General features: G+C 42.8%; 16 protein-coding genes. 15 read left to right on the forward strand and 1 reads right to left on the reverse strand.

Annotated features, from left to right (window positions below; all coding sequences use genetic code 11):
• Window positions 1-108 precede the first annotated feature (108 nt).
• The 11 genes from proC to ACXACN_RS00335 all read left to right on the forward strand — a co-directional run bounded on the left by proC (window position 109) and on the right by ACXACN_RS00335 (window position 13,345).
• Window positions 109-924, forward strand: a complete 816-nt coding sequence (proC, locus tag ACXACN_RS00285) for a pyrroline-5-carboxylate reductase (RefSeq protein ID WP_474961391.1) — start codon at window positions 109-111, stop codon at window positions 922-924.
• Window positions 925-1,014: 90 nt separating this feature from the next.
• Entirely contained in the window at window positions 1,015-1,494 is a 480-nt protein-coding gene (locus ACXACN_RS00290; protein WP_474961393.1) for a PH domain-containing protein, read from the forward strand.
• Window positions 1,484-2,980 (forward strand): PH domain-containing protein, encoded by a 1,497-nt coding sequence (locus ACXACN_RS00295; RefSeq protein WP_474961395.1) that lies wholly within the window; start codon window positions 1,484-1,486, stop codon window positions 2,978-2,980. Before ACXACN_RS00290 ends, ACXACN_RS00295 begins: the two co-directional genes overlap by 11 nt.
• A gap of 127 nt (window positions 2,981-3,107) precedes the next feature.
• A complete protein-coding gene (locus ACXACN_RS00300; protein WP_474961397.1) occupies window positions 3,108-4,403 on the forward strand; it encodes an NCS2 family permease in 1,296 nt (431 codons plus the stop codon).
• A gap of 635 nt (window positions 4,404-5,038) precedes the next feature.
• On the forward strand, window positions 5,039-6,679 hold the full coding sequence (locus ACXACN_RS00305; protein WP_474961398.1) for a spore germination protein: 1,641 nt from the start codon (window positions 5,039-5,041) through the stop codon (window positions 6,677-6,679).
• Window positions 6,609-7,769 carry a GerAB/ArcD/ProY family transporter gene (locus tag ACXACN_RS00310; protein WP_474966774.1) on the forward strand — a complete coding sequence of 387 codons (1,161 nt, stop codon included), beginning with the start codon at window positions 6,609-6,611 and terminating at the stop codon, window positions 7,767-7,769. The genes ACXACN_RS00305 and ACXACN_RS00310 overlap by 71 nt, the downstream gene beginning before the upstream one ends.
• Window positions 7,766-8,887 carry a Ger(x)C family spore germination protein gene (locus tag ACXACN_RS00315; protein WP_474961400.1) on the forward strand — a complete coding sequence of 374 codons (1,122 nt, stop codon included), beginning with the start codon at window positions 7,766-7,768 and terminating at the stop codon, window positions 8,885-8,887. Before ACXACN_RS00310 ends, ACXACN_RS00315 begins: the two co-directional genes overlap by 4 nt.
• Window positions 8,888-8,969: 82 nt before the next feature.
• Window positions 8,970-9,467 carry a hypothetical protein gene (locus ACXACN_RS00320; RefSeq protein ID WP_474961401.1) on the forward strand — a complete coding sequence of 166 codons (498 nt, stop codon included), beginning with the start codon at window positions 8,970-8,972 and terminating at the stop codon, window positions 9,465-9,467.
• A gap of 144 nt (window positions 9,468-9,611) precedes the next feature.
• Entirely contained in the window at window positions 9,612-10,235 is a 624-nt protein-coding gene (safA, locus tag ACXACN_RS00325) for a SafA/ExsA family spore coat assembly protein (protein ID WP_474961402.1), read from the forward strand.
• Between the two features lie 365 nt (window positions 10,236-10,600).
• Complete coding sequence (locus tag ACXACN_RS00330; RefSeq protein ID WP_474961404.1) at window positions 10,601-11,788, forward strand: NupC/NupG family nucleoside CNT transporter; 1,188 nt, start codon at window positions 10,601-10,603, stop codon at window positions 11,786-11,788.
• A 132-nt stretch (window positions 11,789-11,920) separates the two neighbouring features.
• Entirely contained in the window at window positions 11,921-13,345 is a 1,425-nt protein-coding gene (locus tag ACXACN_RS00335) for an aldehyde dehydrogenase family protein (protein ID WP_474961406.1), read from the forward strand.
• A gap of 612 nt (window positions 13,346-13,957) precedes the next feature.
• Here ACXACN_RS00335 and ACXACN_RS00340 read toward each other — a convergent pair.
• Window positions 13,958-15,319 carry an MATE family efflux transporter gene (locus tag ACXACN_RS00340; protein WP_474961407.1) on the reverse strand — a complete coding sequence of 454 codons (1,362 nt, stop codon included), beginning with the start codon at window positions 15,317-15,319 and terminating at the stop codon, window positions 13,958-13,960.
• 110 nt (window positions 15,320-15,429) lie between these two features.
• Between ACXACN_RS00340 and ACXACN_RS00345 the strand changes: the two genes are divergently transcribed.
• From ACXACN_RS00345 to helD, 4 genes are all read left to right on the forward strand, one after another.
• Window positions 15,430-16,506, forward strand: a complete 1,077-nt coding sequence (locus tag ACXACN_RS00345; RefSeq protein ID WP_474961408.1) for an undecaprenyldiphospho-muramoylpentapeptide beta-N-acetylglucosaminyltransferase — start codon at window positions 15,430-15,432, stop codon at window positions 16,504-16,506.
• A 216-nt stretch (window positions 16,507-16,722) separates the two neighbouring features.
• Entirely contained in the window at window positions 16,723-17,148 is a 426-nt protein-coding gene (locus ACXACN_RS00350; RefSeq protein WP_474961410.1) for an ATP-binding protein, read from the forward strand.
• Between the two features lie 5 nt (window positions 17,149-17,153).
• Entirely contained in the window at window positions 17,154-17,507 is a 354-nt protein-coding gene (locus ACXACN_RS00355; RefSeq protein ID WP_474961411.1) for a hypothetical protein, read from the forward strand.
• A 293-nt stretch (window positions 17,508-17,800) separates the two neighbouring features.
• A complete protein-coding gene (gene helD, locus ACXACN_RS00360; RefSeq protein WP_474961412.1) occupies window positions 17,801-20,083 on the forward strand; it encodes an RNA polymerase recycling motor HelD in 2,283 nt (760 codons plus the stop codon).
• Window positions 20,084-20,158 lie beyond the last annotated feature (75 nt).

A 20,158-nucleotide genomic window follows, 5' to 3' on the forward strand; every position in this document is an offset into this window, starting at 1 on the left:
TCTACAAAAAACATGTAATTTTTACTAGAGAATCAAGGGAACTCCATTATGGAATTGTACGTTCGACAATCTTCCTATACAATAAGAATCACCAAGGAGGGATGTACGGTGAATAAACGTATAGGTTTTATCGGCTGTGGTCAAATGGGGCAGGCGATGATTCAGGGCATGATTGATTCAGGCCTTGTAAAGGCACGAGACATCGCTGCAACAGCATTATCCGATGAAACAATTGATTTTGTGACGGATGAATACGGAATTAATATTTCCAATGAAAATAAACGAGTGGCAAGAGAGAGCGACCTGCTTTTCTTAGCGGTCAAACCTTATGTGTACCAGGGAGTCGTTCAAGAAATCAAAGATGAAGTATCCGAGAATACAGTGGTTGTCACGATTGCTGCTGGGATTACACTTGACGCAATGAAAGAAGCCTTTGGTCGCAATGTGAAAGTGATTCGTTCCATGCCAAACACTCCTTCTCTTGTGGGAGCGGGCATGAGCGTTTTATGCCCCAACGATTTCGTGACCAAAGAGGAGTTAGCTGAAGTGATGGAAGTGTTTGAAAGCTTCGGTGAAGCGGAAATTGTAGAAGAGAAATTGATGGATGCTGTTCCTGCTGTCAGCGGGTCTTCTCCAGCTTTTATTTACATGCTTATTGAGGCGATGGCAGATACAGCTGTGCAACAAGGCTTTCCTAGAGACAAAGCCTACAAAATGGTATCTCAGTCTGTCCAGGGAGCGGCTCAAATGGTCAAAGAGACCGGGCGTCATCCTGGTGAATTAAAGGATGCCGTCTGCACCCCAGGGGGTACGACCATTGCAGGAGTAACGAAGCTTGAAGAAGCTGGTTTCAGAAGTGCGATCATTCAAGGCATGACGGCTTGTACAGAGAAGTCCAAAGCTTTATCAGAAGGAAAAAAATAAAAAGGTGGCCGGGCTGTCATGTCCGGCTTCTTTTATAAATAATGAAACGGATCGACCATTCAATCGTAAACATACATAGGGGGTGGAAGGATGGAAAAGCAACCGACACAAAGAATATCACAGCGAGCACTGACATTATGGCGTATCTATGGTTGGATCCAAGTTGGAATCATTCTTTTAGTAACAATCGGACTCTCCGTAGCGGTTTACTTTTGGGAATGGCCGTGGTGGATTGTGTTCATTGGTATCGGCCTTGCTTTGTTAGAAGCACTTACATTTGTCTGGGTCGTACCAAATTTGAGATGGAAACGGTGGCGGTATGAAGTCACCGAACAGGAAATCGATTTACAGTACGGACTTTTTATTGTCACACGTACACTGGTACCGATGGTCAGAGTTCAACATGTGGATACAGAACAGGGGCCATTATTAAGAAAATTCCGCTTATCAACCATTAGCATTTCTACCGCTGCAACGGTACATAAAATACCTGCACTAGATGAGCAGGAAGCTGAGCGTTTACGTCAGTCCATCTCTTCCTTAGCAAGGGTGGCGGAAGATGATGTTTGAACCGAAAAGATTACACCCGATCTCAGCGATCATCAATTTTATTAAAACTTTAAAAGATGCTGCTTTGCCATTAATTATTGTCATTTTTTTAAATGGAAACATATTCAGTGGAGAAATAGAATGGATTCCTTTACTCATTTGGCTGGGGGTCCTGCTCCTTGTGCTGGGGTCAGGAATCATTCGTTGGCTGCGCTTTACCTACCGTATGGAAGAGGGAGAGCTGAGAATTGAATACGGACTGATCTTTCGTAAAAAGAGATATATTCCTATCGATCGTATTCAAAGCCTCGATTTTTCAGAGGGGATCTTTCACAGGCCCCTGAATCTTGTTAAAGTTTCGGTGGAAACAGCAGGTTCAACGGGCAACGAAAAAGCAGAAGCTGAACTGACAGCCATTCGCCGAGAAGAAGCAGACACCTTGGAAAAGGCCATTTTCCAAGAGAAGCAGCGAAAAACCGACAGAAATGGCGAAGACTGGGAAACGGAAGAACTCCATCTAGAGATGGCGGAATCAAAACGTGAAAAAGTTTATGGTATGTCTATGAAGGAAATTGTCATCATGGCCTTAACTTCTGGAGGGGCAGGGGTAGTTATCTCCGGGGTAGCTGTTTTCTTCTCACAATTCATGGATCTTCTCCCTGTAGGTACGATCTACAAAGAAATTTTGGATTGGATTCAAATTGGTGTGCTCGTTGTCGCTTTTACGGCTCTTCTCATCTTACTCGTTGCATATGGTATTTCAATTGTCATGACGATGCTAAGGTATGCAAATTTTTCGGTATATCTTGACGCGGATGATTTAATTATTACCCGCGGGTGGCTTGAGAAAAAGCAGATGACCATCCCTTTGAACCGAATTCAAGGTGTGAGGATGGAAGAAAACTTGATTCGACAGCCTTTAGGATATGCTTCTGTCACGCTAATCAGTGCAGGAGGATCGGTGTTAAAAAATGATGAGCATCAGCTGCGACTCTTGCCAATGATTAAAAAAGCTGATGTTAGTGAAATTGTGAAAAGGGTGCTGCCTGATTACGATGTGGTGGATAATTTTGATCAACCACCTAAACGGTCACTATTCCGATATATCCTGCGTCATTCATGGTTTGGTTTTCTAGTATCGATTCCTGTTAGCATCTTCTTTTTTCCGTACGGGCTTTTTTCCATTCTTGCGGGGGTCTTTTTAGCTGTGCTCGGCTGGCTTGCCTATCATGACGCAGGTTGGAATATCCTTGAGGATCAGTTGACTTTACGTTCGAGAGGGATTATCAAGCAGACGTACTTTATGAAAAAGTATCGCATCCAAGCGTCTTATGCGAAACAGACCTATTTTCAAAAAAGGGCGAATCTTTCAAGCGTAGAGGTCATGTTGACATCGGGAGGAGGCAGATCGCTTGCTTCCTGCTACTACTTGGAGAAACAGGATACAGAAGAAATCATGGAATGGTATAGAGTCAAGCGAGTAGGTGAAAAACCGTCTGAGGAGTGATTTCTCAGGCGGTTTTTTATGTAAGTACAACAAAAACGAACATTTTTATTGTTTCTATTGATTTTTGTTCGTGAAAATAATATTATAAAACACGTTGTAATTCTTATTGAAAGTTTGGTGTCTCCAAATGTTAAACAAATGGTTCCGATTAAATGAAAATCATACGGATGTTAAAACAGAGTTGCTTGCAGGAGTGACGACATTTTTGACAATGGTCTATATCGTCGTCGTTAATCCAGCAATCTTATCAAGCGCAGGCGTGCCTTTTGAACAAGTATTTATGGCAACAATTATCGCAGCAGTAGCGGGTACCTTGATCATGGCATTTGCTGCGAATTATCCCATCGCTATTGCTCCTGGGATGGGGCTCAACGCGTACTTCGTAACAGAAGTTGTCCAACAGGATGTCAGCTATCCTGTTATTCTTGGAACAGTCTTTATTTCAGGTATCTTATTTGTACTTCTTAGTTTGACAAGTTTGCGTAAAACGTTAATCACAGCCATTCCGCCATCATTGAAATATGGAATCACTTCAGGAATCGGTTTATTTATAGCTTTTCTTGGTTTAAGAATGTCAGGAATCATTGTACCTAGTGAAGAAACGCTCGTGACGCTTGGCGACTTGACTGCCAAAGGTCCATTGTTGACTGTATTTGGACTTTTCTTCACATTAGTTCTTATCGCGAGAAACGTGACCGGCGGTTTATTTATCGGCATGTTCGTGACGGGAGTTATCGGTTTCTTTACAGGACAACTTCAACTTAACGGTCTTATGGATACACCACCAGCTCCTGTTTTCTGGGACATGGATCTTGGAGCTGTGTTTAGTAACGGTCTCTATACCGTCATCTTCGCTTTCCTTCTTGTCACGATTTTTGACACGACAGGGACGATGATCGGTGTGGCAGAACAAGCAGGATTCATCCGTAAAGACGGAAGTCTTCCGAGAGCACGTGCTGCCCTGATGGCTGATGCATCGGCAACTACTATTGGTGCCATGTTCGGAACAAGCCCTTCTTCAGCCTATATTGAATCGTCTTCAGGGGTAGCGGCTGGAGGGAGAACGGGGTTAACGACGTTGGTCGTTGCGCTACTGTTCATTCTATCCATGTTCTTTGCCCCCGTGGTAGGAGCGGTTTCCGGTTTACCAGCCATTACAGCTCCTGTGTTAATAATTGTAGGATGCTTCATGATGGGTGGACTTGCGAAAGTGAATTGGGGGTCATTTGACGATGCCTTCCCAGCTTTCATCATCATTCTTTCCATGCCATTAACATCCAGTATCGCAACAGGAATCTCTTTCGGCTTTATTACGTATCCGCTATTAAAGCTTGTAACTGGAAAAGGAAAAGAAGTGCACTGGATCTTGTATATGTTCGCCATTATTTTCATATTACAAATGGTCTTCTTCCCAGGCCACTAACCCCACCCAGTCCTATGGCTACCCAGCCATAGGACTTTTTTTTGTTCTTTAACAAACTGGCAGGTTTCTATAAGACTTGATTTCGAGACTTTTGTGCTGTGGATAGGGGCTGCGGGGAATAGCTCGCTTTCCGCGGGAGCGCGGTGAGCCTCCTCGGACTTCGTCCTGTGGGGTCTCACCATGCACTTTTTTCCCGCAGGAGTCTCACCATTCCCCTCCGCCCCTTTACCATATAAGTGTCTCGAAACCACTTCCAGAATTAGGCGCTTCCTATACGTATTGGGAGCTATAACACATATCTCCATCGTATGAATAGTGATCATAACCGCTTGTTATAGAGCGTTTTCTTACTATAGGTAGTGGTGGTGGAAGAATCTCCTTCCTGGCATAGGGGTTCGTTTCTCCTTACTATGAAAGGGTTGGTTGGGAAGCTGCGAGACTCCCGTGGGAGAAGGAGATAGGCGAGATCCCGCAGGACGCAGTCCGAGGAAGCTCGGCGCTCCCCCACAGTAAAGCGAGTTGCTTCCCAACCAACCCTGACGCCCAATACGGCAAACGAACCCCGGGAACATCTCGAAGCTGAGTCTTCCACTATAGGGAGCGTTAGTGGAAGTGGGATTTTGGGAGGAGAAGAATTGGTTGGTATATTCCTTTTTATCCGTGGCAAATTAAGGTTAGGTGATGCGAAAATGGGAATCTTTACGCGATTATTCAAGAATAACCGCCATAAGCTTCATGACAGGCATATGTCGGAACCTTCAAACGAGAAAGAAATGCCAAGCTCAAAGAGGCTGACAGAGAATGTTAAGTATCTCTTGGATGCTTTTCACCAAACGAATGATTTAAAAATCCGCGTCTTGAAAAAAGGAGACGCGGCCCTTTTATATTTTGAATCTTTAGCTGAGCACGAAAAAATTCAAGAAAAAATCTTTGCACCAATCGAAATCGGGCATATAGACGACGTTTTTGATCTCCCTAATGCAAAACAAACAAATGACCTGGAAGAAGCTGTACGTACCCTGCTGCGTGGACATGCGCTTTATATGGAAGAAGGGAAAAGGGAGATTGCCCAGTTCAGCGTGACCTCTTCATTTGGACGATCACCTGAAGAACCCCAGAACGAAAGAGTGGTCCGCGGATCACACGACGGTTTTATTGAAAACATGATGACAAACATCAACTTAGTTCGTAAAAGGGTGGAACACAGGGATTTAACCATCAAGTATTTTAAGCTTGGGAAAAAGACGAACACGAATGTGTCTGTCATCTATATGGATGGGATCGCGGATCCTACGCTTGTTCAGGAGGTTGAGACGCGACTACATTCTGTTGATTCGGATATGATCCATAGTCCTGGACATGTAGAAGAGTTTATTGAGGATCAGTCAAATTCTCCGTTCCCTCAAATGTTAAATACAGAACGGCCAGATCGAGTCGCTGCCAATTTAGTCGAGGGAAGAGTTGCCATCATGTCGGAAGGGAGCCCTACCACTCTCATTGTACCCGCAACGTTTTTTATGTTTTATCAGGCTCCGGATGATTATAATATGCGTTGGTTCACGAGCACTTTTGTCCGTTTAATACGTCTTTTCAGTTTTATCATAGCCGTAGGGTTGCCGGCCTTTTATATCGCAGTGGTCAGCTTTCATTTTGAGGTCATTCCTGATGAGCTGGTTATACCGGTGAAGGCCTCCATCAATGAGATCGCCTACCCTCCCTTATTAGAAGCACTCGTTATGGTTGTCATTATTGAACTGATCAGAGAATCCGGGGTACGGCTGCCTGCTCCAATCGGGCAGACGATTGGCATTGTCGGAGGTCTCGTTATTGGTGACGCTGTCGTTCGTGCAGGGCTGGTTTCAAATTTGATGGTCATTGTGGTTGCATTGACCGCCATTGCGTCTTTTGTCGTCCCTTCTAACGAATTAAGTACGACGCTTAGACTGTTGACTTTTCCATTGATCATCCTCGCTGGTACGATTGGTTTTATCGGAATCGTATTCGGGATGCTATTTATTCTCGTTCACTTAACACGTCTTCATTCTTTTGGTGTTCCTTACTTTGCACCGCTTGCACCGTTAAGTTTGGTTGATTTAAAAGACACCTTTGTCCGTTTGCCCATGTTCATGCTGAAGCTCAGACCTAAAGATGCCCATGCAGTTAAACCCGTAACTTTGGACCCTACAAGGGAGTGGAAAACTCGTGATGAACAGAACCAACCAAAGCAGCAAGGGTCCGACAGTCAGCCCTCCTCAACAGACGACACAGGAAAATAAACAAAAGTTGTCCCTCAGGCAATTTTTTTTCATCATCATCCAAACTCAGATCGGTGTTGGCGTGCTTTCTATTCCATATGAACTACATCGTGCAGCTAAACAGGATGGGTGGATGTCCCTTTTGTTAGGGGCTGTGGCTCTTCAATTACTCCTTGTTGGAATATGGGTGATCGCAAGGAACTTTCCGCAGGATACATTGTTTTCAATCAATGATCGATTGTTTACAAAATGGATTGGGAGACCCCTAACCTTTCTATACACCTTGTATTTTATCGGAATCGGTTCGCTTATCATTTTACTGTTTACACGGATGATCAGTATCTGGGTGTTACCGAACACCCCGTTATGGGTTCTCTCCTTTTTGATGATTACGATTTGTATGTACATGGTCGGTGGTGGTTGGATTGTTTTAGGCAGGTTGTACACGGTCCTCTCGCTTCTTTTGGGGTTTCTGTTGGTCCTTATGGTATCCGGAGCAAAACAAATGGAGATTATGTATCTATTCCCGGTCTTAGAAGCGGGTTGGGGGAAAGTGTTTGCCGGCATCGACAAAGCTATTCTGTCTTATTTTGGCTTTATTGTGACGTTGGTCATTTTCCCAAAGGTGGAAGGAACGAATAAGCAAAAGTTAAAGACAATGGTGTTTGCGCACTGGTTTGTGACTTCCTTCTACTTATTGACCGTTTTTTCTACCTTCACGTTTTTCAGTACCAGTGAAATGCCATTAGTGCCAGAACCTGTTTTATATATGTTGAAATCCTTTACATTACCTGTCATCGAGCGAATCGATTTGTTTTTCATTTCCATATGGGTGGTTAATGTGGCAACCTCATTTGCGACGTATCTTTACATGTCCAGCATAGGTTTGTCTGATTTGTTTAATAAACAGTCCAATAATGCATTCATCGTTATTATTGGAGTTATCGTTTTTTCCATTTGCATGTACATCGGTTTGGATATTTCACAAATGGAAGCTTTCAATAAAGTGGTGACCTATAGTGGCTATATCTTTTCTGTGGCTCTTCCGTTAATTATGGTTCCTTTAAGCTTTTTGAGGCGGCACAAAGGTAAGGGGGCGGGCAGGACATGAAGAATTTTTTTGTGGTTATTCTTGTGAGTCTCTTCTTCCTTACAGGTTGCTGGGACGAAAAACAATTTAAAAATGTCAAACTTGTCCTTTCCCTTGGCTATGATCAGGGGGAAGATGGAGAGGTATTACAAACGGTCTCCATTCCTTCTGTAAGCAGAGGATCGGAGGGGCCGGGGATTGAGATGCTCCAAATATTGTCCACTACTGGACACACAGCTTTGGAAGCTAGAGATAAGATTGACCAGATGATATCCGACACGTACGATCCTTCAAAGGTGAAAGTGATCGTATTAGGGGAAGAACTAGCAAAATCAAACATCTATCCTATCCTCGATGATATGTATAGAAATCCACGCAGCAATTTAAATGCTTATCTAGCGGTTGTAGAGGAAGGGACTGCAAAAGATGTCATCAGTATGAAGCATAGCGGAGCGACAAGGATCAGTAACTATATCGGAGGCTTACTGGAAGCAACCGTTGCTTCCACTCATTCGAATGGAGAAGATTTTCAGATGCTTTTCGCTCAGTTGCTAGAATCTGGAGTTGACTTCTCTGTCCCTTTATTGAAAATCGAAGATGAGGGGAAAATTCTTAACTTCAACGGGATGGGGTTGTTCCATGGGAAATCTTACACAGGGGAAAAAATTAAAGCGGACCAAACAACCATGTTTATGTTGCTGCAAGGTGTAAAAGGGAGAGTAGCCCGCTTAACCGAAAAGATTAATGTTAATGGGGAAGACGAAATTATGAACTATGTCACGGTTAGTGTGGCAAAAAATAAAAGGGAAATGAAAATCAACAATAAGGACGGAGTCATTTCAGTTGACATCAAACTTGATATAAAGGCAAAGATCGTGGAATATCCATCTGATCATTTATACGTAAAAGGGAAGTTAGATGAAATCGGTAAAAAGCTTTCTGAGAAACTTACCGAAGAGTCTGTGGATATTATCGCTCAAATTCAAGAAGCGAACAGTGATGTGTTTGGTATTGGAAGAAGAGTGAAAGCGTATCATCCGGAAGTTTGGAAAGAGTTAGACTGGAATGAAGCCTATCCGGAAATATCAATAGAACCAAAGGTGAAAGTAGAAATCATTCAACACGGCATCATTAATTAAATTTTTTTCCTCTCAGGTGAAACCTTTTTTGAAGTCACCTCGTCTCTATAGTAGAAACATAGAAATGATGGAGGAAAGAAGCGTGTGGAAAAGGTTTGGAGTCTTATTTTTCTGTTTGTTAATCATCAGTGCTTGTAGTAGTAAAACCCATGCGGTCCCAAATGGATACCATTCTTACAATGTAGAAAAGGTTTCCTCGGCTGTTGAACAATTGGACTTTCAACCTGATCTGCCTGAGTATATTCCTGTACCGATGATAAGTGTCGTTTCAGACATTTACCAGGATGAAGGAACAGAGTTGATGGATTTGAGTTTTTACACGCCTACAAATGATCTGTTAACTATCCAATTCTCCCAAGAGGATATCGATACTCCGTGGATTGATCCTGAAAAGCTGTCCATCAATGAGCACATCAATGGAGTCTATGAAGATAACCGTTTTTCACAGAAGTTGACTTGGGAAAAAGATGGTGTGACGTATCTAATGACCTACCGCGCCAGTGTTGCGCCTGAAGAAGGTAATGAACGAAGTGTGACACGTCAACAATTGGTTGAAGTGGCCCGCTCGTTTCATTCATAAAATGTTTATACCTCCCCTATGGTATAGCACCCACCGACTGACCACCGGTGGGTGCATTTTAATTTCTAAACTTTTCCTCTACATACATAATTTTATTATTTAAAGCCACACTACATCTGACACTAAAAAAAGGAGTGAAAGCACTTGAAAGTATGGATGTGGTTAGGCGCCATTATTTTTGCTGCTGTCTTGTTTGTGCAGACCCCTCAAATGACTCAAGCAGCAACAGATACTTACACAGTCAAGAGCGGGGATACGCTATGGAAGATCTCAAAAAAATACAAAATTGGTTTGAGTGAAATCATCAATGCGAACCCTCAGTTCAACAACCCTGATTTGATTTATCCAGGAGACAGGGTGACAATTCCTCTTAAAACGGACATTAAATCAGTGGAAAGCCAAGTCATCGACTTGACGAACCAGGAAAGAGCGAAAAAAGGTTTACCTGCCTTAAAAGCGAACTGGCAGTTATCAAGGGTAGCCAGGTACAAGTCTCGAGACATGGCGAATAAAAACTACTTCTCCCATACGTCACCGACTTACGGTTCACCATTTGATATGATGAGAGATTTCAATATCTCTTACAATCGTGCGGCAGAAAACATTGCGGCTGGTCAACGAACACCACAGGAAGTGGTGAATGGATGGATGAACAGCCCAGGACATAGAAAGAACATTCTTGACCCGAACCTGAGACAAATCGGTGTAGGGTATGCCAAAGGTGGAAGCTACGGCCACTATTGGACGCAAATGTTTATTACTCAATAAATGGGTGGAAGGACTGTCGTCTGTTCAGGGCGGCAGTTCTTTTATGTCCATCATGATCAAGAAAGACGAAGGCGTTAATTAATAAAGAGAAGAACGTTCGTTCTAACTGTATCGAATTACCTTTTCCTTGTATTACATGTGTATACCCATATGACAATTTTTTTATTAATAATATTTAATAGGGATAAACCCTTACAAATAGAGCCATATTAGACCTTAGGGTGACTAGCATGTCATGATTTGTTATTTATTACATACAAATAAACCTTGCATGACGTCTGACAACCTGATAAAATCCATATTGTAATTACTTCATGAAAGCATTTTCATAAATACTTTATTTAACAATTAGGGGAGGACTTATTGTGGGTATTCTATTAGGTATTCTTGCTGTTGCGATCATTCTTGGAATCGCTTTTCTAATGTCCAATGATCGTAAAAATATTAACTACAAAGGTATAGCGGTTATGATTGTCGTTCAGTTGCTGATTACGGCATTCATGTTCAACACGACCATCGGAAAACTCATCATTGACGGGATTTCTGCCGGGTTCAATAAATTAATTGAATTTGGTACGGTCGGTGTTAACTTTGTACTAGGTGGCGTAGAAGTAGGAGAGAACGGCGTGTTCTTCTTCAACGTTCTATTGATCATCATTTTCTTTGCAACCATTCTTTCTGTTTTGACATATCTGAAGATCTTGCCATTCATTATTAAATATCTCGGATGGGGACTTTCTAAGATCACCGGTTTGCCGAAGGTTGAATCTTTCAACGCAGTGAACAGTATTTTCTTCGGTCAGTCTGAAGCTTTGATTGCTATCAAATCACAGTTCCATAACTTAAATGATAACCGTTTGTACATTGTCAGTGCTTCCGCTATGGGATCTGTATCTGCATCCATCGTAGGTGCGTATCTTGGTATGCTCCCAAGTCAATATATCCTTGTTGCACTTCCATTAAACATGTTCAGTGCTTTGATCGTATCTTCCATCATCGCACCGGTTAAAGTGTCTAAAGAAGAGGACAAAGTTGATATTCAAGACGTTTCTAATGCGAAAAGTTTCTTTGAAGCCATGGGGAATGGTGCCCTTGATGGTGGTAAAATTGCTCTGATCGTTGCATCCATGCTTATTGCTTTCATCGCTTCACTTGAACTTGTGAACTGGTTGTTCGGTGCAGTGTTCAACGGCTTTACGCTTCAACAGCTACTTGGTTACATCATTGCACCAATCGGCTTACTGATGGGTATTCCGGCTGCTGAGGTCGTCGATGCTGGTGCCATTATGGGTACGAAAATCGTAACGAACGAATTCGTAGCGATGCTTGAATTCTCTAACATGCTTGACAGCGTTTCTGAGAAAACGGTTGGTATTGTAACGGTCTTCCTTACAAGTTTCGCCAACTTCTCTTCCATTGGAATCATTGCTGGTACTGTACAAGGTATTGATGCTGAAAAAGGTGGACGAGTATCTGGTTTCGGTATGAAGCTTCTTATTGGTGCAACATTAGGTTCTATGCTTTCTGCAACGATTGCAGGATTATTCCTATAAAGTACCGAAAAGTCTGAATGGAGGGTTTCCTCCATTCAGACTTTTTTTGTTTTTAAAAACGTTCGAGTCGATCTCTCGGCGAAGAAGGAAATAGGAAAAGTCGTAAAATTCTATTTCAAAGGAGAGAGGTTCATGGATCGTCATAAGCTTTACATTAATGGAGAATGGATAGACACCAATGACCAACTGGACGTAAAGAACAAATACACACAGGAAACTTTTGCCCAAGTAGCTAAAGCCTCTGAGAAAGAAGTAGATGCAGCCATTGAAGCTGCGACAAATGCTTATCAAAATCATGCCATGTCACCATATGAACGCTTTGAAATATTAAAAAGGGTCAGTGACCTATTAAAAGAAAAACAAGAGAACATGGCCAAGATCATTACAATGGAAGCCGGAAAGCCCATTAAACAAGCATTAACTGAATTAGATAGAGCGGCACAGACTTTTGAATTAGCAGCAGAAGAAGCAAAGCGGATCCATGGGGAAGGGGTACCGGTAGAAGCGGCACCCGGTTCTGAAAATCGTATGGCTTTTACGATCAAAGTGCCAGTAGGGGTAGTCGGAGCCATCAGCCCGTTTAATTTCCCGGTAAACCTTGTCGCACATAAAATCGCCCCAGCTATTGCTGCAGGGAACGCGGTGGTCTTGAAGCCTGCAAGTAAGACCCCGATATCCGCACTGAAACTAGCCGAATTGTTTGAAGAAGCAGGGCTTCCGAAAGGTTTTCTTAACGTGGTGGTTGGTTCTGGCTCTACAGTAGGAAGCCAAATGATGAAGGATGAGCGAATCAACCTGTACACGTTTACCGGAAGTGCAGAAGTCGGTTTGAAATTGAAACAAAATACTGGCTTGAACAAGCTGGTCCTGGAGCTCGGAAACAATTCTCCAGTCATTATTGATAAAGAAGCAGACCTGGATGCAGCAGCAGAAAATGTAGCCGCTAAAAGCTATGCCTTTGCCGGACAAGTGTGTATTTCTGTCCAACGATTATACGTACACCAAGATGTTCGGGAAGAATTTCAAAACAAGTTCATTCGAGCGATTGAAAAGCTGAATGTAGGGGACCCGAATGATCCCAACACCGATGTAGGTCCTATGATTAGTGAAGAAGAAGCCAAGCGTGCTGAACAATGGGTGGAGGAAGCCAAATCAGCCGGGGCTGAAGTCATCCACGGAGGAAATAGGGAGGCGGCATTATTTCACCCTACTGTATTAACTAATGTAAAACCAGAAATGAAAGTTGTCTGCGAAGAAATATTTGCCCCTGTCGTGAGCATCATTCCGTTCTCGGATCTTTCTTCTTGTATAAAGGAAGTGAATGATTCTCCTTATGGCCTCCAAGGGGGGATATTTACTCAAAATATCAATACCGCATTTTATGCGGCAAAACATGTGAGAGTTGGGGGCTTAATGGTCAATGATTCATCCCAATACCGTGTCGATCTCATGCCGTATGGTGGTGTGAAAGATAGTGGGTGGGGCAAAGAAGGTCCAAAATACACAATCGAAGACATGACAGAGGAACGCTTAATCGTCCTTAACTTAAACCAGTAACCACATAAAATGAACAAAAAAGAAGCGTCCATCACCAAGGACGCTTCTTTTCATATTCAAAGATAAGCTCCCTTTTATGGAAGACTCAGTTTCGAGACGTTTGTTGGGTGGATGGGGGCTGCGGGGAATAGCTCGCTTTCCGCGGGAGCGCGGTGAGCCTCCTCGGACTGAGTCCTGTGGGGTCTCACCAAGCACTTTTTTCCCGCAGGAGTCTCGCCATTCCCCTCCGCCCTTGACCATATGAGTATCTCGAAACCACTTACAGTACTAGGCGCTATTACACAAAGCTTCCATTATAAATGGAACTCCTACCGCTTGTTATTGAGCGCTTTTTTACTATTGTAGTGATGGTGGAAGATGGTCCTTTCTTGGTATAGGGGTTCGTTTCTCACATTATTGTATGGGGTTGATGGGAAGCTCCGAGACTCCCGTGGAAGAAAGGAGATCGGCGAGATCCCTTAGTGCGGCAGACCGCCCGAGGAAGCTCACCACTCCCCCACAGGACAGCGAGTTGCTTACCAGCCATCCCTTACTCCTCACGTAGCAATCGAACCCCGAAAAGTCTCGAACCTGAGTCTTCAAGAATACTGTCATATTGTTTAATATTAGTTTTTAGGAAGTGCTGCTGAGTTGGGTGTTTCTTTTTTGGATGTACAGCATACGGATGAGGAGGGTGATGGCTCCGGCGGTCAGGCCGATCGTCAAGCTTAACCAATATCCGTATGGTCCGAGAGACGTATAATTTGCAAGCCAATACCCACTTGGCAAGCCTATGCCCCAATAAGAAATGAACGCCATGACTAGCGTAATGTTCACATCTTTATATCCACGAAGAATCCCTTGCAAAGGCGCGCCGAAACCATCTGACAGCTGAAAGAAAATAGCATAGATAATGAAATTCTTCGTCAATTCAATAACTCTTTCATCGGCACTATAAAGTCTTGCAATTGTATCATCGAACAAAAATAAAATCAGCCCTGCGAAGACGCTCATAGAAACCGCTGAGGCAATGCCTAAATAAGAATACGTTTTCGCTTCTTTGTGTCTTTCTGCACCAACTTCGAATCCAACGGCAATGGTAAGGGCGAAGGCGATACTCAAAGGGACCATATAGAGCAGAGACGCAAAATTGATAGCGGCCTGGTGAGCAGCAATCGTTTTTGTATCGTAAGCGGTCATAAAAAATGTGACGGCAGCGAAAATACTCGTTTCAAAAAAGATGGCAAAACCGATCGGAATGCCAATTTTCAGTTGGGCCCACCATTCTTTCCATTCAGGGGAAATCCATGTTTGGAAAATCTTATAGGTTCGTAGTGGGCGTAGTTTGTGAATGATGGTAACGATCATGACTAATGATACCCAGTAGGTAAGGGCAGAGGCTACTCCTGCTCCGATCCCTCCTAGTTCCGGAGCACCAAGGCGACCAAAGATGAACATATAATTGAACAGAACATTGATCGGCAGTGTCATAAGGATGACAGCCATGGACACTTTCGTTTGTCCGAGGGCATCCACAAATGAACGAAGGATATTGAAGACAAACAGGGGGACAATCCCAATCCCAAGTGTCACTAAGTAATATTTTGATACATGCCTGACTTCTGGAGTGATGTCTAATAAAGCCAGAATGGGATCCAATAAAAAGAATCCAATCGTTCCTATACCCGCAGCTAAAACGATGGATAAATAAATTCCTTGTTTGACGGAAAAAGAAATTTCATTTTCTTTCCTTGCCCCTTTTAATTGGGCAACGATTGGGGAAATAGCCATGAGGATCCCATTCAAACCTGTAAATACAGGCATCCATATACTTGACCCTATCGCTACCCCTGCCAGTTGATCGGGACCGGATTGACCAGCCATGATTGTATCGAAAAAGTTCATAAGGTACATTCCAATTTGTGTAATCAAGATCGGAATGAGGATGATGCCGAACAATTTGATTTTTTCCTTTAATGTCTTTGTTTCATACATAGGCCACACTCTTTTCTGGTACAATTCTCTTTAGAGGAATACGAGGATTATAGCATAGTAACACATCCAGACCTACTTAAGAAGCCCTCTGAAAGGACGTTGAATAACATATGAGTGACAAACGAATTTTATTTACAGGCGGAGGTACAGCGGGACACGTAATCGTAAACCTTGCGCTTATTCCAGAATTTCAAAAACAAGGATATACCGTCGATTACATCGGATCCTATCAAGGAATTGAAAGAAATTTAATTGAACCTTTAGATGGAGTCACCTACCATGGCATTTCAACAGGAAAGCTGAGAAGATACATGTCAAAGGAAAACTTCAAGGATCCTTTTAAGGTGTTGAAAGGATTAGCCCAATCTCTTCGCATCATTCAAAAACGGAAACCGCAAGTTATTTTCTCAAAAGGGGGATTTGTCTCCGTACCTGTGGTTATGGCGGCGCGACTGAAGAACGTTCCAACCGTCATTCATGAGTCGGACTATACGCCAGGTTTAGCCAATAAACTCTCCTTTCCATTTGCGAAAAAAATTCTGGCCACTTTTCCAGAGACCATGAAACACTTGCCTGAAGGAAAGGGAGAATATATCGGAGCAGTGGTACGTGAGGAACTGTTTGAAGGTGATCGCTCCAAAGGTTTAGCCTTGTGTGAATTCCACAAACAGAAACCTGTCGTTATGGTCATGGGGGGAAGTACAGGCTCCAAAAAAATCAATGACGCGATTCGCGACAATTTGGATGAATTGCTTCAAGAAGTACAAATCGTTCACATTTGTGGGCACGGGCACAAGGATTCGACAATAGACAAGCGGGGATATGCGCAGTTCGAATATGTTCAGGATGAGTTGAAGGATTTGTTTGCAGCTACAGACTATATTGTCTCAAGAGCAGGATCAAACGCAATCTTTGAATTCTTAGCTTTAAAGAAGCCGATGCTTCTTATTCCTTTATCAAGAAAAGCGAGCCGCGGTGACCAGATTTTGAACGCAGACTCTTTTGTTAAACAGGGGTATGCGCTTAAGAGAGAGGAAGAAGAACTGACGAATGAAACATTAGTCAATGATCTTCGTCAACTCATTGACCAACGTGACCAGATCCTTACATCTATGCAAAGTTATCAAAGTGAACGAACGAAAGAAAAAGTGATGGACATCATCCAGAGTCATGAAAGAAACAAGTGAAAATCGCTCTTTCCACTCAAAGAGGATAGGCGAATCGATTCTCATCAGGAATATTCAATGCTCTCATCCTAACTTTGCGGCAAGGGTTTCCCATTTTTATGTAAAAAGTTATCACTTCCCCTTTTAAGTGATTTGCATAAAGGGAATAAGTAAGCAACAAATCCATTTACTGAGCGCGATGATCGTACATCATCGACTTAGAAGAGGAGAGGCTGAATGATGAAGGCATCTATTGAAGCCAATATCAGACATCCGAGAGAACTGAGAGATGTCCGAAGAAAATATTCCCCCTACCTGGCCAAATATTTCGGGAACGACCAACTTCTCGTGGATGCATCCATTACAGAAGCGGTATGGAATGCTTGGGTTCATGGGCATCGGGAAAGAAAGGCTTATCCCGTCATGTTGAAGATCCACTTTCTTCATAAACGGTTGATCGTTAGAATCTATGACCATGGAGACGGTTTCGACTGGAAGCCTTATCAGGTAACAAGCGATGTGAAGCACTGGTTTCCGAGTTTGGAAGACTTGGAAGAGGGTGGGCGTGGAATCACATTAATGCTTAGAGTTATGGATGTGATACGATATAATGAGAAGGGCAACGAATGTTTGCTGATGAAAAAATATCTTGATCAGGAGTAGATGTCGTGAACACAAACATCTGTCGGTATTGTTACAAAAAAATTCAGGACCGTGACGAGCTTGTTACAGCATCCAACTGGTTTAGAATACGCCCTTATCACTACCGTTGCTTTGAACTGTTGGAGCAGGATACGAAGACAATCGCAGGAACTTGGACGCCTATTAATGGAAGGGTAGGACTTGTTACCGTTTTTCTAATGCTTGCTTTGTCAGTCGTCCTTCTGTTCACCGATCTTCTTGGGGGGATCGGGGATTTGGTAGGATTCCTGGCCTTATATCCTGTTCTATTACGTATTCTTTCCTTCTTCATATTTGAAATGCATCTGCCTAAATATGTGGAAAACAAAAACAGACCCTAAGGATCTATATGACAGCCGTTTAGTGGAGGTGGAAGCGTAAGAACAAGCGCACACCTAAACTAAACGGTTTTTCATGTGAACGGTGATGATGATTGGGTAGAATGGTAGAGTCCTTGAAACTTAGTCTTGAATTATCGTGAGCTTCATTGGAAATTTCATTAAATGTTTGCGCTTCCAACGAGGTTGTGGTATTTTAATGATTCGTTGCTTTGAAGAACTGCATGAAGGCCCAGCGCTCACACGTCATTCCAGTAGGAAGTTCTGTTAACAGTTCAGAACGAAAAGAAGGAGGAATGGCTCCATTGACAGAACGGCATCCGGAATTTGAAAAAGAATTAGATCGTCTATCATTTACGAAAACTTACATGGACAGACTCATCGCTTCACAGGAAACAGGTCAGGAAGCACTGAAAAAACGGCAGGAAGACACGCTTGAAAACCTGAGTTTCAAAGACAGTAGCTTGAGATATCAGGAAATGCTTTCTCACGCTAATTTCATGAAGATGTCAAAAGAACAGTTAGAGAACCTCAAACATCTACGAAACAAACCATACTTTGCCCGCATTGACTTTCATCAAAAAGAAAAACCCGACCGTGAAATTTTTTATATTGGTAAAACGTCCTTATTTGATCGTGAAACCCAGTTTCCTATCATTTTGGATTGGCGGTCCCCGCTTGCGAACGTTTATTATGAAGGACGCCTCGGGGAAGTGAGTTATGAAGCCCTTGGAGAAAGATACGAAGGGGATGTTTCCTTAAAGAGACAGTACCAGATTGAAGAAGGAGAACTGGTTGAATACCGGGATATTGACCTTACGACAAAGGATGAACTGCTTCAGGATTCACTAGCTCAAAATTCAGAGAAGCGGTTGACTGAAATTGTGTCGACGATTCAAGAAGAACAGAACAGAATCATTCGTGCAGACTTGCGAAAACCGATTATTGTGCAAGGGGCCGCAGGTAGTGGAAAAACAACGATTGCTCTTCATCGCATTTCTTATTTTCTTTACACAATGAAAGATATCTTTCGTCCGGAAGAGATGCTCATACTCGCCCCCAACCGCCTGTTCATTCAGTACATATCTGAAGTCTTACCAGAACTCGGGGTGGACCGAGCAACACAAACGACATTCCTTGATTTTGTTCAAAAAGCTACAGGTGTTCATCTCCCTGTCATCTCTCAGCATGAGGTGCTCACCCATGTAGTTGAAAATCCAAAGGATCACCTTGCCATTCATAGCGCACGAAGAAAAGGATCAAAATCATTTAAAGAAATCCTCGATCGTTACCTGCAAAAATGGAAGAAAGCCTACCAAGTAGAGGATGACTTTACGCTCGCAGGCTTCAAGATCAAAAGTGCAAGAGCGATCAATCGTTTGTTTTATGAGGAATACAGTTATTTTCCATATGAAGTACGTGTCGTAAAAATTAAAGCCGTATTGCAAGGTGAATTAAGAAGAAAAAAGAAGCAAATCCTGGACAAAATGGCTGCTAAGTATGATGAAGCCTTGGATGACGCGCTTTATGGGATGAAGGATGCGGAGAAGCGGAAAATCCGCGTCAGCTTTTTGATTACGAGAAAAGAAGAAAGATTGGATGAAATAAAAAAAGCTGCCCGAACAGCCGTTCATCGTTATATGAAGAAATACCCGAAAGTAGATGTATGGACCATCTATCAACAGCTTTATGATGAAAATACTTTTTCAAAGGTTCTTACTGAAAAAACTCTAGATTGGGAACAAGTAAGAGTGAGTACCAAAAAGGTGCACGAGAGTGGGAAGCTTTGTGCGGAGGATCTGGCTCCTCTCTTGTATTTGAAGACTTTTATCACGGGCTTGGATCCTGACGATCGTGCGAAAAAAGTGGTTATTGACGAAGCACAGGATTATAGTTTTATGGAAATTTTCAGTTTGAGGAAGGCTTTTCAAACAGATTTGTTCACTATAGTAGGAGACTTAGCTCAGGGGATCTATCATTATAGAGGCTTGGAGAATTGGGAGACGCTGCAAAGTGAAATCTTCCCAACAGCGAACTACCTCACCTTACAAAAGACATATCGAACAACGATCGAGATTATGAATTTAGCTAATGGTCTTCTGGACGAAATGCCTGAGGCACTGCCGAAAGCGGAACCTGTTGTACGTCATGGGGAGAAGCCCCGATTCCTTTGTCGGGATGAGCATTGGAAAGTGACCATTGAACTCCTCATTGATGATTTAGTGACAGAGGGAATGAACAATTTTGCTTTTGTTACAAAGACAAAGCAAGAGGCCGAGCAGCTGGCTCAAGAACTATCTTCGTTCGAAATGATGGAAGAGAACGGGGACGAGTTAGGGGATCGGGTCATTCTCCCTGCATACCTTGCCAAGGGACTGGAGTTTGATGTCGTTTTTCTTTATTGTAATGACCAATCCTATAATAAGAACGAACTGGATGTAAAGATGCTTTATGTGGCTATGACGAGACCTCTTCATCGTTTGTACATGATTGGAAAGCACCCGGATGATTTCTTATTAACGGACAAGAAGAAACATTGGACACACGGAAACAAAGATTCAGAAGAAATTTCAAAATGAAAATTGAAATTTTGATGATCCACACTAACCCCTTGTGTTGAAGAGATGCTCCTTTCTACACAAGGGGGGGTATTT

Source organism: Halobacillus sp. AWM4_238, assembly GCF_056158265.1.